The 12,243-nt window shown below is 71.5% G+C and carries 12 protein-coding genes; 9 read left to right on the top strand and 3 right to left on the bottom strand.

Features of this window, described 5'->3' with window-relative positions; translation table 11 throughout:
* Nucleotides 1-135: 135 nt before the first annotated feature.
* Nucleotides 136-1,542, top strand: a complete 1,407-nt coding sequence (locus BLV72_RS40430; RefSeq protein ID WP_093468700.1) for a nucleobase:cation symporter-2 family protein — start codon at nucleotides 136-138, stop codon at nucleotides 1,540-1,542.
* On the opposite strand, the gene BLV72_RS40425 is transcribed toward BLV72_RS40430, so the two are convergent.
* Both BLV72_RS40425 and BLV72_RS40420 read right to left on the bottom strand, forming a co-directional pair.
* Nucleotides 1,456-1,839 (bottom strand): ArsR/SmtB family transcription factor, encoded by a 384-nt coding sequence (locus BLV72_RS40425; RefSeq protein ID WP_059149370.1) that lies wholly within the window; start codon nucleotides 1,837-1,839, stop codon nucleotides 1,456-1,458. The two genes, BLV72_RS40430 and BLV72_RS40425, sit on opposite strands and share 87 nt — an antisense overlap.
* Before the next feature lie 92 nt (nucleotides 1,840-1,931).
* The gene (locus BLV72_RS40420; protein ID WP_093468699.1) at nucleotides 1,932-3,011 is read right to left on the bottom strand and encodes an NADH:flavin oxidoreductase/NADH oxidase; all 1,080 of its coding nucleotides are present in this window, start codon (nucleotides 3,009-3,011) and stop codon (nucleotides 1,932-1,934) included.
* Between the two features lie 360 nt (nucleotides 3,012-3,371).
* Here BLV72_RS40420 and BLV72_RS40415 point away from each other — a divergent pair, with 360 nt between their 5' ends.
* The 5 genes from BLV72_RS40415 (at nucleotide 3,372) to BLV72_RS40395 (ending at nucleotide 8,553) form a co-directional block, all read left to right on the top strand.
* Complete coding sequence (locus BLV72_RS40415) at nucleotides 3,372-4,460, top strand: WD40/YVTN/BNR-like repeat-containing protein (protein ID WP_093468697.1); 1,089 nt, start codon at nucleotides 3,372-3,374, stop codon at nucleotides 4,458-4,460.
* Between the two features lie 93 nt (nucleotides 4,461-4,553).
* Nucleotides 4,554-5,231 carry a uracil-DNA glycosylase gene (locus BLV72_RS40410; protein ID WP_093468696.1) on the top strand — a complete coding sequence of 226 codons (678 nt, stop codon included), beginning with the start codon at nucleotides 4,554-4,556 and terminating at the stop codon, nucleotides 5,229-5,231.
* 39 nt (nucleotides 5,232-5,270) lie between these two features.
* Nucleotides 5,271-6,092 (top strand): LURP-one-related family protein, encoded by an 822-nt coding sequence (locus tag BLV72_RS40405; RefSeq protein ID WP_093468694.1) that lies wholly within the window; start codon nucleotides 5,271-5,273, stop codon nucleotides 6,090-6,092.
* A gap of 4 nt (nucleotides 6,093-6,096) precedes the next feature.
* Entirely contained in the window at nucleotides 6,097-7,248 is a 1,152-nt protein-coding gene (locus tag BLV72_RS40400; RefSeq protein ID WP_244321256.1) for an N-acetylglucosamine kinase, read from the top strand.
* 306 nt (nucleotides 7,249-7,554) lie between these two features.
* On the top strand, nucleotides 7,555-8,553 hold the full coding sequence (locus BLV72_RS40395; protein ID WP_093468693.1) for a sirohydrochlorin chelatase family protein: 999 nt from the start codon (nucleotides 7,555-7,557) through the stop codon (nucleotides 8,551-8,553).
* A 137-nt stretch (nucleotides 8,554-8,690) separates the two neighbouring features.
* On the opposite strand, the gene BLV72_RS40390 is transcribed toward BLV72_RS40395, so the two are convergent.
* Nucleotides 8,691-9,725, bottom strand: coding sequence for a lactonase family protein (locus BLV72_RS40390; RefSeq protein ID WP_093468691.1), 1,035 nt, complete (start codon nucleotides 9,723-9,725; stop codon nucleotides 8,691-8,693).
* 378 nt (nucleotides 9,726-10,103) lie between these two features.
* Between BLV72_RS40390 and BLV72_RS48435 the strand changes: the two genes are divergently transcribed.
* The 3 genes from BLV72_RS48435 to BLV72_RS40375 all read left to right on the top strand — a co-directional run bounded on the left by BLV72_RS48435 (nucleotide 10,104) and on the right by BLV72_RS40375 (nucleotide 12,161).
* On the top strand, nucleotides 10,104-10,247 hold the full coding sequence (locus BLV72_RS48435; protein ID WP_167746501.1) for a hypothetical protein: 144 nt from the start codon (nucleotides 10,104-10,106) through the stop codon (nucleotides 10,245-10,247).
* Between the two features lie 225 nt (nucleotides 10,248-10,472).
* Complete coding sequence (locus tag BLV72_RS40380; protein WP_093468688.1) at nucleotides 10,473-11,153, top strand: HAD family hydrolase; 681 nt, start codon at nucleotides 10,473-10,475, stop codon at nucleotides 11,151-11,153.
* Between the two features lie 66 nt (nucleotides 11,154-11,219).
* Nucleotides 11,220-12,161 carry a D-alanyl-D-alanine carboxypeptidase family protein gene (locus tag BLV72_RS40375; RefSeq protein ID WP_093468687.1) on the top strand — a complete coding sequence of 314 codons (942 nt, stop codon included), beginning with the start codon at nucleotides 11,220-11,222 and terminating at the stop codon, nucleotides 12,159-12,161.
* Nucleotides 12,162-12,243 lie beyond the last annotated feature (82 nt).

Raw genomic sequence — 12,243 nt, 5'->3', positions numbered from 1 at the left:
GTCCGCGCTGTCAGAGGGGTTGACACAGGGCGGTAACACCCCTGAAATCAACAGATTGTTTAAGCCTTCTACGGTCGCGTCATCCTGATCCGTCGCCCATCCCATCGCCATCCCGTCGCCGCGCGAGGAGCCGCCATGCCGTCCGTACGTCCTCCCGCGTCCCTACGCCACCCCGTGGACGAGGTGCCGCCGCCCGGCCGGCTCGCCGCCTTCGGACTGCAGCATGTGCTGGCCATGTACGCGGGCGCGGTGGCCGTGCCGCTGATCGTCGGTGGCGCGCTGAAGCTGTCGCCCGCCGATCTGGCGTATCTCATCAACGCCGATCTGCTGCTGTGCGGTATCGCCACGGTGCTGCAGTGCGTGGGGCTGTGGCGATTCGGCGTCCGGCTGCCGATCATGCAGGGCTGCACCTTCGCGGCGGTCACCCCGATGGTGCTGATCGGCACCGAGGGCGGCGGGCTGCGCGCGATCTACGGTTCGGTGATCGTGGCCGGGGTGGCGATGATCCTGCTGGCTCCGGTCTTCGGGCGGCTGCTGCGGTTCTTCCCGCCGCTGGTGACCGGCACGGTGATACTGATCATCGGCCTCTCGCTGCTGCCGGTCGCGGGCAACTGGGCCGCGGGCGGCCAGGGCGCGGCGGACTTCGGCGCGCCGAAGAACCTGGGCCTGGCCGCCGGAGTACTGGTCATGGTCCTGGCCGTGCAGCGCTTCGCGCCCGGCTTGCTGAGCCGGGTCGCGGTGCTGGTGGGGATCGTGGCCGGGACGGCGGCCGCGATACCGCTGGGCTTCACCGACTTCTCCGGGGTGGGCGATTCCGACTGGGTCGGGGTCTCCACCCCGTTCCATTTCGGCTCCCCCACGTTCGAGACACCGGCCGTGGTGTCCATGCTGGTCGTCGCGCTGGTGACGATGACCGAGACCACCGGCGACTTCATCGCGGTGGGCGAGATGACCGAGCGGCCGGTCGACAGGCGGCGGCTGGCGGACGGACTGCGCGCGGACGGCGCCGCGACCGTGCTCGGCGGGGTCTTCAACACCTTCCCGTACACCGCCTTCGCGCAGAACGTCGGTCTGGTGGGGATGACCCGGGTGCGCAGCCGCTGGGTGGTGGCGGCCGCGGGCGGGATGCTGGTGCTGCTCGGGCTGGCCCCGAAGCTGGGCTCGGTGGTGGCGGCGATCCCGGCCCCGGTGCTGGGCGGGGCGGGTCTGGTGATGTTCGGTACGGTCGCGGCGAGCGGGCTGCGCACGCTGACCGGGGTGGATTTCCGGGACAACCACAACCTCACCGTGGTCGCGGTGTCGGTCGCCGTGGGGCTGCTGCCGGTCGGCGTTCCGGGGATCTACAAGGAGTTCCCGAACTGGTTCCAGACGGTGATGGACAGCGGGATCAGCGCCGGGTGCGTCACCGCGATCGCGCTCAATCTGCTCTTCAACCACCTGCCGGGCGGGCGGACTTCAGCCCCGGTCGCCGCCGAGGCGCCCCTCCTGGAGAGCCGCGGCGGCGAGGACGCTGTCGAGCAGACCGGGGAACAGCGCGTCTAGGTCCTCCCGGCGCAGCGCGTTCATCTTGGCGGTGCCCCGGTAGATCTGATGGATCACTCCGGATTCGCGCAGTACCCGGAAGTGGTGGGTGGTGGTGGACTTGCTGACCGGCAGGTCGATGACCGAGCAGGTCAGCTCGGCGGACTCCTCGGCGAGTGTCCGCACCACCCGCATCCGCATGGGGTCGGAGAGCGCGTGCAGCACATCCTCGAGGCGGATCGCCTCGCGCCGTGGATGCTCCATCGAGCGCCCCGTCGCCTGTGGCTGGGGCCCGGTCGACGTCGTCTGCGTCTGCACGGCTGCTCCTCATCGCCTCGTTCCGTGACCTCCAGTGTAGTTTGACGATCGCCGTACTACTTCAGGCCAGGAGGGAACGGTGACGATCCGTTCTACCGGACCGCGCGGTGGTACTGGTCCGGATTGCGTACCTGGCCACCCAGTTCGGTCGCCGCGCGGCGGGCGAAGTAGGGGTCCCGGAGCAATTCGCGGCCCAGCAGGACGGCGTCCGCCTCACCGTTGGTGACGATCTTCTCGGCCTGCTCCGCCTCGGTGATCAGCCCGACCGCGGCCACCGGCAGCCCGGTCTCCCGGCGCACCCGCTCGGCGAACCGCACCTGGTAGCCCGGCCCCGTCGGGATGCGCACACCGGCCGCGTTGCCACCGCTGGAGACGTCGAGAAGGTCCACTCCATGGTCCTTCAGCAGGGCGGCGAGCCGGACGGTGTCCTCCGGGGTCCAGCCGTTCTCCTCCAGCCAGTCGGTGGCCGAGATGCGGAAGAACAGCGGCAGGTCCTCCGGCCAGACCTCGCGGACCGCGTCGACGACCTCCAGGGCGAAGCGGACGCGGTTCTCGAAGGAGCCGCCGTAGCCGTCGGTGCGGCGGTTGCTGTGCGGGGAGAGGAACTCGCCGATGAGGTAGCCATGGGCGCCATGGACCTCGGCCACCTCGAAACCGGCCGCGAGCGCGCGCCGTGCGGCGTCCGCGAACTGGCGGGTGATCTCGCCGATCCGCTCCACGGACAGCTCCTCGGGCACCGGATGGCCCTCGTCGAACGGAATCGGGCTCGGCGCCAGCGTCCGCCAGCTCCCCTGGTCGGCGGCGAGCGGCGCACCGCCCCGCCAGGGGGCGTCGGTGGACGCCTTACGGCCGGCATGGGCGAGCTGGATGCCCGGGACGGTGCCCTGCCCCTTGAGGAAGCCGACGATCTTACGGAACGCCTCGACCTGCGTGTCGTTCCAGATGCCGAGGTCTCCGGGGGTGATGCGGCCCTCGGCGGAGACGGCCGTCGCCTCGACCAGGATCAGCCCGGTGCCACCGGTGGCGCGGGCGCCGTAGTGGACGAAGTGCCAGTCGTGCGGGACCCCGGCACCCTCGGGCCCATCCGCGCTGTACTGGCACATGGGTGACATCCAGAGGCGGTTGGGGATGGTCAGCGACCGCAGGGTGAAGGGCTCGAAGAGGGCACTCATGAACGTCTCCGTTTCTCCTCGCGGGGCCCGGCCGGACCGCGCGGTAGTACGGTAACCACCGTAGTACGACGATCGTCAAATTACGAAGCCTCTCGTACGAGCGCTCCTGAACCCCCGCCCGTCATGCACGGTCATGACCTGCGGCGACGCGGACACCTCAGATATATGCGGACGTGCTCCCTCCGGTTGTCGGTGGTCGGGTGCAGACTCTGTGATGCCGGACACATCGCCTTCTCCTCCACCAAACCCGCCCGCCGATTCCTTCTGATCCGCTCACCGATTCCTTCGCCGTTCGTTCCGCCGCCCTTCCCGCTTGTTCCGCCGTCCTTCCCGCACCCGCACTCCAAGGAGTGAGCCGCCATGAACGATGTCCTGCTCGCCGTCGGCACCCGCAAGGGTCTCTTCCTCGGCCGCCGCGGCGGCCGAGGGGGCTGGGACTTCACCGGCCCCCACTTCCCCATGCAGGCGGTCTACTCCGTCGGCATCGACACCCGGGGCGACCGCCCCCGGCTGCTGGCCGGTGCGGACAGCTCGCACTGGGGCCCCTCGGTCTTCCGCTCCGACGACCTCGGGGGCAGCTGGCACGAGCCCGCCAAGCCCGCGGTGAAGTTCCCCGAGGGCACCGACACCTCGCTGGAGCGGGTATGGCAGCTTCAGCCCGCCGGGCCGGACGAACCGGAGGTGGTCTACGCGGGCACCCAGCCGGGCGCGCTGTTCCGCTCCGAGGACGGCGGGGAGACCTTCGCGTTCGTCCGCGGCCTGTGGGACCACCCGCAGCGGCCGGAGTGGGGCGAGGGGTTCGGCGGGCAGGCCGTGCACACGGTCGTCCCCGATCCGAGGGACCCGCGGACGCTCATGGTCGCCGTGTCCTCCGGTGGGGTGTACCGCTCCGCGGACGGCGGGGAGAGCTGGGCGCCGTCCAACAGCGGGCTCAAGGCGGATTTCCTGCCGGATCAGTACCCGGAGTTCGGGCAGTGCGTCCACAAGGTCGCCCGGGACCCGGTCGACCTCGACCGGCTCTATCTGCAGAACCACGGCGGGGTGTACCGCAGCGACGACGGCGGGGCGCACTGGACCGAGATCGGCAAGGACCTCCCGGCGGACTTCGGCTTCGCGGTCGCCGTCCATCCGCGCCGCAGCGGCGTCGCGTACGTCTTCCCGGTCAACGACGGCTCGGACCGCTACCCCCCGGGCTTCCGCTGCCGGGTGTTCCGCACCGAGGACGCGGGCGCCACCTGGGAGGAGCGCTCCGCCGGGATGCCGGACGAGCTCCACTACGGGGTGGTGCTGAGGGACGCGCTGCGCACCGATGACGCCGATCCGGTCGGGGTCTACCTCGGCAATCGCAACGGCGAGGTGTACGCGAGCGCCGACGAGGGCGAGAGCTGGCGGCAGATCGCCCGCCATCTCCCCGATGTGCTGTGTGTCCGGGCCGCCGTGATCGGCTGAAGTGATCGCGAGCGTGATCGGCCGGGAGTGATCGGCTGAGAGTGATCGCCAGGCGGCACGCGGCCACCCGCTGAGCCACTAGAGTGACGCGGTGTGGCAGCACGACCCTTGAATGACATTGTGGAAGCGGGCTGGGCCAAGGCACTTGAGCCCGTCGAGGAACGCATCGCGGCGATGGGCGACTTCCTGCGGGCCGAGATCGCGGCAGGCCGTACCTATCTGCCCGCCGGGCCGAATGTGCTGCGCGCCTTCCAGCAGCCCTTCGACGAGGTGAAGGTGCTGATCGTGGGTCAGGATCCGTATCCGACGCCCGGACACGCGGTGGGTCTCAGCTTCTCGGTGGCGCCCGAGGTCCGGCCGCTTCCCGGCAGCCTGGAGAACATCTACCGCGAGCTGCACACCGACCTCGGTCTGCCGCGCCCGTCCAACGGCGATCTGACGCCCTGGACCCAGCAGGGCGTCCTGCTGCTCAACAAGGCGCTCACCACGGCCCCGCGCCGGCCCGCCGCCCACCGCGGCAAGGGCTGGGAGGACGTCACCGAGCAGGCCATCCGGGCGCTGGCCGGGCGCGGCCGCCCCCTGGTGTCCATCCTGTGGGGCCGCGACGCCCGCAACGTCCGGCCGCTGCTGGGCAGCCTTCCGGCGGTCGAGTCCGCGCACCCCTCCCCCATGTCCGCCGATCGGGGGTTCTTCGGCTCACGTCCGTTCAGCCGCGCCAACGACCTGCTCGTACAGCAGGGGGCCCAACCCGTGGACTGGCGCCTTCCCTGACCCCATCGTTCCAGGTGGGCGACGGGTAGTCTGCCCGCCATGACATCACATCCGAACACCCCTGCGGGCTGGTACGCAGACCCCCAGGGGACGCCGAACCAGCTGCGCTGGTGGGACGGTGCCCAGTGGACCGCGCATACGCACCAGGGCCAGCCCGGCCAGGCACCTCCGACGCAGGCCGCCCCGCCCAACCCCAACCCCGCCAGGGTCCAGCACCAGGTGCAGCAGCAGGCGCATGTGGGGCCGACGATGGGCGGCGGCGGCACGCTGTTCACCGAACCGGTGCTGGTGGTGAACCAGAAGGCCAAGCTGATCGAGCTCACCAATGAGTACAGCGTCTTCGACCAGCAGGGGCGCACTCTCGGTTCGGTGGTCCAGGTCGGCCAGAGCACGCTGAAGAAGGTCGCGCGGTTCGTCTCGAGCCTCGACCAGTTCATGACGCACAAGCTGGAGATCCGCGACGCCAACGGGCAGCCGCATCTGGTGCTCACCCGGCCCGCGAAGTTCATCAAGTCCAAGGTGGTGGTGACCCGCCCGGACGGACAGCCGGTCGGCGAGATCGTCCAGCAGAACGTCATCGGCAAGATCAACTTCGGCATGCTCGTCAACGGCCAGCAGGTCGGCGCCATCAAGGCGGAGAACTGGCGGGCCTGGAACTTCGCCATCGTCGACCACACGGACAGCGAGGTCGCCCGGATCACCAAGACCTGGGAGGGCCTGGCGAAGACGATGTTCACGACGGCGGACAACTATGTGCTGCAGATCCACCGCCAGTTGCCCGATCCGCTGCTGAGCCTGGTGATCGCCACGGCCCTCACCGTGGACACCGCGCTCAAGCAGGACTCGCGCGGATTCGGCTGAGCCGGTGGGCGACACGGTGCCCGGCGATGCGGTGACGCATGTGCTCGGGATCGATTCGGGCGGTTCCGGCGTACGGGTGGCGGTGGCACGCGCAGCCGCTCCCGGCGGCCCCGCGGCGCAGCCACCGGCCTCCTCACCGCCGACCTGGTCCTCGCCACTGACGTGGTCCTCGTCCACACCCGCCGCCGTCGGCGACCGGGGCATCGACGCGGAGAGCCTGCTGGCGCGGGTCCTGCCCGCCGCCCAGGAGCTGCTGCGCGAGGCCGGGGCCCGGCGTCTCGGCGCGGTCTGCGTCGGCGCGGCGGGCATGGCCACACTCGGCGACGATCTGCGCGCCAGGCTTCCGGACGCGCTGGCCGACGCCTTCGGCGTACGGCGCTTCGCCCTGGCGGCCGACGCGGTGACCGCCTACGCCGGGGCGATGGGACAGCGTCCCGGCGCGGTGGTCGCGGCGGGGACGGGCCTGATCGCGCTGGGCGCGGTGCCCGAGGGCTTCGTCGGTGGGGTGGACGGTACGGACGGCGATTCCGGCGTGCCCGGCGCGTATGGCGCATCCGTTACGGACGCCACGGCCACGGGCGCAACGGACGGCGACTCCCGCAGGGCCACAGGCGGCTGGCGGCGCGCCGACGGCTGGGGCCATCTGCTGGGCGACTGCGGCGGCGGTGCGTGGATCGGCCGGGCGGGCCTGGAGGCGGCCATGCGCGCGTACGACGGGCGCGAGGGCGGCTCGAAGCCTCTGCTGGCCCGTCTGGAGGCCGTGTTCGGCCCGGCGACCGGGCTGCCGGGGCAGCTGTACCCGCGCCCCGACCGCCCCGCCGTCCTGGCCTCGTTCGCTCCCGAGGTGGGCCGGTGCGCCGGCGAGGATCCGGTCGCGGAGGCGATTTTGCGGGCAGCCGCCCGCCATATCGCCGAGGCCGCGGAGGCGGTCTGCCCCCGGCTGGAGTCGAGCGAGGTGGCGCTCACCGGCGGGCTGTTCCGTATGGGCGCGCCGCTGCTGACGCCCGTGCGCGAGGAGCTGGCGGCGCGGCTGCCCGGGGTCGGGATCACGGAGGCGGCCGGGGATCCGCTGGACGGGGCGCTGTGCGTCGCGGTGGCGCTGGCGGCGGACGGACTGCGGCTGCCCCGGGACCCGGCGCTGCTCAGCATCGTCTGAGCGCCGCCCCGTACCGGCACACCGCAGGGCGTCCGACGCGGGCCTCAGCCCGTGGCTCCGACGCGAGGCCCCAACCCGTAGCCCCGCCCCGTGGCTCCCGAGACGTGTGTCCCATATGGGCGCTCAGCATGGGCGCCCAGTATGGGATTCCATGACCGGCAATTCCGGACACATGGTCGATTCTTCGATCAAGTATGCCCGCTGAGCGCACATCACCGCACAGCACCAGTCGACAAAGTGGGACAGATACCCCCAGTCACACCCTCCCGAACAGCCGAGCCCATCGAGCGACTAACATGCGGCGCCATGAGCTCCCCCACAGGGCCCGCGTCCGGCCTGCCTGTACGAATGCCACGTCCCCGCCAGTCCGGACGGCACCGCCGACCGGAGGCCGCCGCCGCGCCTCTCGGCGCACCGCCGCTGGTGCTGGCCGTCCCGGGTGCCCCGAGCGACGGTGCCCGGCGCCTTGCCGAGGACCTGGTGAGCATCGCCCGCTCCGAGATGCCCGGGCTCGACGTTCAGATCGGTTTCCTGGACGGGGACGGCCAGGAGTACCCACAGCTCGAGGCCGTGCTCACCCGTGCCGCCCAGGAGAACCCCGAGCGTCTGCGACAGGCGGCCGAGGCCGCCAAGGCCCTCGCCGACGAGGCGGCGGAGGCGATCGCCGCGGCCGAGGCTGCGGGCGAGGTCGTCGACGAGGTTCCCTCCGTCCCCACGGCCCCCACGGACGGTCCGGCGGCCGTCGTGGTCCCGCTGCTCGCGGGCCCGGACAGCGCACAGTTGCGCCGGATACGCCAGGCCGTGATGAGCAGCGGCTCGGCGGCCGAACTCACCGACGTCCTCGGCCCCCATCCGCTGCTCGCCGAGGCCCTGCACGTGCGTCTGTCGGAGGCGGGCCTGGCCCGCGCCGACCGCGCCCGTCTCTTCACGGTCGCGACCGCCGCGGACGGCATCATCCTCGCCACGGTCGGCGGCGAGGAGGCGGCTCAGGCCGGTGGGATCACCGGCATGCTGCTCTCCGCGCGCCTCGCGGTGCCGGTGATGGCCGCCGCGCTGGACGAGGACGGGGCCGTCCTCCGCGTCGCCGAGCAGCTGCGCTCGGCCGGCTCCGCCCGGCTCGCCCTCGCGCCGTACCTCATCGGCCCGGAGGTCGCCGCCGAGCTGATCTCGGCGGCCGCCGAGGAGGCGGGCTGCGCGGCTGCCGAGGCGCTGGGCGACTACCCGGCCGTGGGCAAGCTGGTGCTGGCGAAGTACGCGGCGGCGCTGGGCATCACGCTGCAGCAGGCGTCGCCGGCGATGCGCTGACACCACGCACGGCGAAGCAAGGCACGAGAAAGCGGGGGCGGCGACCGTCAAGGTCACCGCCCCGCTCGTATCCGAAAGCCCCCGTATCCACTCCGAAAGCCCCCGTATCCACCGGGCCCGCATCCGCCCGGCGAACGTCAGCCGAAGACCACGCAGGACGCCGCCGGGGCCGGGACCGAACCACCACGACGCGGCACCCCCGTCGAGGGGTCGATGTCGAACCAGGTGACATCGCCCGAGCGCTCATTGGACACATAGAGCCGGCGGCCCGACGGGTCGAGCGTCAGATCGCGGGGCCAGTGGCCGCCACAGGGCGTGGTGGTGACCAGCTCCATCCGGTCGCCGGGCGCGTCGAGGGCGAGGGTCGCGATGCTGTCGTGACCGCGGTTGGCGGCCCATAGGAAGCGGCCGTCCCCGCAGACCACGACCTCGGCGGGGTAGGTCTCGACGTCCGTACCGTCGGGGACCAGACGGGTCTCGCCCAGCGGTTCGAGAACGCCGGACGACGCCTCCCAGCGGCAGGCCGTGATCGTCGGATCGAGCTCGTTGATGACATACACGCGGTCGCCACGCGGATGGAACACCAGATGGCGCGGGCCGCTCCCCGGGCGCAGCCGGACCTCGTGGTGCGGACGCGGCCCGGGCAGCGCGTACACCTGGACCGCGTCGATCCCCAGGTCGACGGCGAGCAGCCAGCCACCCGACGGATCGGGCGCCACGGCGTGGGCATGCGGCCCCTCCTGCCGCTCCGCATGCGGTCCGCTGCCCTCGTGCCGCAGCACGTCCGCCGCCTCCCCGAGCCGGCCGTCCTCCAGCACCGGCAGCGCGGTGACGCTGCCGGAACCGTAGTTGGCGGTCAGCAGCTGCCCGCCGGCGAGCGCGAGATGGGTGGGCGCCGCGCCCCGCACCGGCACGGGCTCCCCGAGCAGCGCGGGCGGATCCTGTGTGACATCCAGCGCGGCGGCCGCCCCCTCCTCGGACTCGCTCACCGCGTACAGCACGCGCCCGCCGGGGGCGAGCACCAGATAGGACGGGTTGACGACCACGTCCGTGGAGTTCCGGATCCGCAGCGCGCCGGTCTCGTCGTCGACATCCGCGACGGTGATCCCGGCACCTCCCGCCCCGGTGAAGGACCCGATATACGCCCGCAACCCACTCCCGCTCGCGCCCACCGCACTACCCTTCCGCCGACTCCGGTTCCGGTACCGCTCGGGGCCGACGGTAACAGAGCGGTCTAGACCAGCGCGGATCCGTCGCGGACACGCGGGTCGCTCACCGCGCGTGGCGATCACCCGTTGAGGTGAGCGGTGGTTGGCATGTTGATCGCACTGCCGTGCGCACGACCGGGGGGAATTCATGAGCAAGGAAGTTCTGCCTGAGCCGAAGGACGACGAGCTGCCGCTGCCACCGGACAAGCCGCTCACGGACGGCCTCTTCGCACCACCACCCTTGTTGGCCCGCCGGACTCGGCCAACATCTATGACCCCAACGCGCCCGCGCCGCAACGTCCCCTGGCTCCGGGCGTACAGGGACCGGTACCGCAGAACCTCGTGATCGCGCCGAGCGTGCTGGGCGGGGCGGCCGGGAAGGCGGACGACGTCTACGACACGCTCCACAAGCAGGCGGCGTCCCTGGAGGAGCCGACAGCCACGGCAGCCAGGCCGTGGACGGCCTCCAGGTACAGAGTGCGCTGAAGCGTTCACACAAGCACTGGGAGGAACAGGCCGGCACGGTCACCGCCTGGCTCGCCCATATCTCCGAGAGCCTGCGCCTGGCGGCCAACACCCCATGTGAAACAGGACGGGGCACACCCGACAGCTGCCCCGACGCGGAGTTCCGGCAGTAGCCGGAGCCGTCGCGGCGGGGCCCGGAGGCTCCCCCGCGAGCACCACGGGCCGGACTCTTGGCATGCTGTCCCCATGAGCACCATGCCCGCCGTGATCTTCGACCTGGACGGCACTCTCGTGGACACCGAGCCCCTCTACTACGAGGCGGGGCGGCGGACCCTCGAGCGGTACGGGGTCACCGGCTTCACCTGGGAGGAGCACTCGCGGTTCATCGGGATCGGCACCCGGGAGACCCTGGAGACGCTGCGCGACCGGTATCGCATCGAGGCGCCCGTGGAGGAGCTGCTCGTCGTCAAGAACCGGCACTATCTGGAGCTGGCCGCGGCGACCGAGATCTTTCCCGCGATGCGCACCTTCGTGGAGCGGCTGAGGGCCGCCGGGCATCCGCTGGCCGTCGCCTCCGGGTCGTCCCGCCCGGCGATCGAGACCGCGCTCAAGGCCACGGGGCTGGACGCGCTGCTGCCGGTGTATGTGTCCGCGGAGGATGTCGGCCGGGGCAAGCCGGAGCCGGATGTGTTTCTGGCCGCCGCGCGGCTGCTGTCCGTCGATCCGGGGCAATGTGTGGTGGTCGAGGACGCCGGTCCGGGGGTGGAGGCGGCGCGGCGGGCCGGGATGCGCTGTATCGCGGTTCCGTATGTGGCCGGGCCGTCGCCGGACGGCGAGCCGTTCGCCTCCGCCGGGCTGCTCTTCCGGGGCGGGCAGCCTCAGTTCGACGCCCAGCGGGCCTACGAGTGGGTCGCGGCCGGCAGTTGAGGCCGTGAGACCATGCGTCGCATGCCCGGACATTCACGGGCATGTCGTAGGAGAGACGGAGGGCGTATGGAAAGACGTGGGGGTAAGGCGATCCGCCGTTGGGGGACGGCGGTCATCGCCTCGGCGGCGGCCCTGACGGTCGCCGTGCCGGCGAACGCGGCCCAGGCCACCGAGGCCAGGAGCGGCCCGTCGGGGGTCAGTGCCAAGGGCGCGTATCTGCTGGACAACAACACCGACAAGCAGCTGTGGGCCAAGGCGGCCGACACCAAGCGGCCGATGGCGAGCACCACCAAGCTCATGACGGCGGTCGTGGTGCTCGACACCCGGGGGCTCGATCTCGGCAAGAGGGTCACCGTCAAGCAGTCGTACATCGACTACACCGCCCGCGTCGGCGGCAGCAAGGCGGACCTGAAGAAGGGGGACAAGCTCACCGTCAAGCAGCTGCTGTACGGGCTGCTGCTGCCGTCCGGCTGTGACGCGGCCATGGCGCTCGCGGACACGTTCGGCACCGGTGACACCACCGCCAAGCGCACCAAGTCGTTCATCGCGCAGATGAACAAGAAGGCGTCCGCGCTGGGGATGACCAAGTCCCACTACGACACCTTCGACGGCATCTCGCAGGGGGGCCAGAACTACACCACGCCCCGCGACATGGCCAAGCTGGCCAGGCACGCGCTGAAGAACTCCACCCTCGGCACGGTCGTCAAGTCGGTCGACACCATCCAAAAGGCCCCGGCCGCCAACGGCAGGACCAGGACGTACTTCTGGAACAACACCAACCGGCTGCTGGGCTCGTACAGCGGCGCGATCGGCATCAAGACGGGCACCGGCACCGCACCCGGCAGGTGTCTCGTCTTCGCCGCGAAGCGTGACGGACGCACCGTCGTGGGCGTGATCCTCAACGCTCCCAAGCGCTACCCGGATGCGAAGAAGATGCTCGACTGGGCCTTCCGGGCCCACACCAAGGTCACCTGGCGCCAGCTTCCCAAGGGCACACCGCAGGACTGATGGCAGGATCCATGGCCCGCCTTTCACGCGGGTGGTGCCCCGGCCGGATGGCCATCCGGCCGGGGCACCGGGCCGTAGCGGC

It is taken from the genome of Streptomyces melanosporofaciens (assembly GCF_900105695.1).
Lineage (GTDB): Bacteria > Actinomycetota > Actinomycetes > Streptomycetales > Streptomycetaceae > Streptomyces > Streptomyces antimycoticus.
Note: the sequence above shows the minus strand (reverse complement) of the source record. Positions and strands in the feature narration are given on the sequence as shown.

Excerpts from the sequence above, each read along its gene's own strand:
- BLV72_RS40375 (WP_093468687.1), top strand. The coding sequence starts at position 11,220 with ATGGAAAGACGTGGGGGTAAGGCGATCCGCCGTTGGGGGACGGCGGTC.
- BLV72_RS40395 (WP_093468693.1), top strand. The coding sequence starts at position 7,555 with ATGAGCTCCCCCACAGGGCCCGCGTCCGGCCTGCCTGTACGAATGCCA.
- BLV72_RS40415 (WP_093468697.1), top strand. The coding sequence starts at position 3,372 with ATGAACGATGTCCTGCTCGCCGTCGGCACCCGCAAGGGTCTCTTCCTC.
- BLV72_RS40420 (WP_093468699.1), bottom strand. The coding sequence starts at position 3,011 with ATGAGTGCCCTCTTCGAGCCCTTCACCCTGCGGTCGCTGACCATCCCC.
- BLV72_RS40380 (WP_093468688.1), top strand. The coding sequence starts at position 10,473 with ATGAGCACCATGCCCGCCGTGATCTTCGACCTGGACGGCACTCTCGTG.
- BLV72_RS40405 (WP_093468694.1), top strand. The coding sequence starts at position 5,271 with ATGACATCACATCCGAACACCCCTGCGGGCTGGTACGCAGACCCCCAG.
- BLV72_RS40430 (WP_093468700.1), top strand. The coding sequence starts at position 136 with ATGCCGTCCGTACGTCCTCCCGCGTCCCTACGCCACCCCGTGGACGAG.